Origin of the sequence: Alkalimonas mucilaginosa (assembly GCF_036327005.1) — a bacterium.
GTDB lineage: Bacteria > Pseudomonadota > Gammaproteobacteria > Enterobacterales > Alteromonadaceae > Alkalimonas > Alkalimonas mucilaginosa.
Genome location: NZ_JAUGZK010000065.1, coordinates 1 through 216 on the forward strand (window position 1 = coordinate 1; position 216 = coordinate 216).

Genomic DNA, 216 nt, shown 5'->3' on the forward strand with positions numbered 1-216 from the left:
CCACCACCTGAACCATCTCCGCCACCTGAGCCCCCTCCACTTCCACCGCCTGAGCCTACGCCCGGGCCACTGCCCCAGCCTCCCCCTGGTATTCCAGGCTCTGCACTGTTGTAATTGCCTAAGCCTCTTGGCTCTGCCGCGGCAATCACTGCATTGTCTGCAGCTCTTCTCGCCCTGGCTATGGAAGATGCGGAGCCTTGACCCGCGACCTCATGG

Annotated in this window: 1 pseudogene; it reads right to left on the minus strand. The window is 63.0% G+C overall.

The window, feature by feature from the left end:
- Positions 1 to 216, minus strand: a pseudogene (locus QWF21_RS18160) (hypothetical protein); the annotation flags it as partial.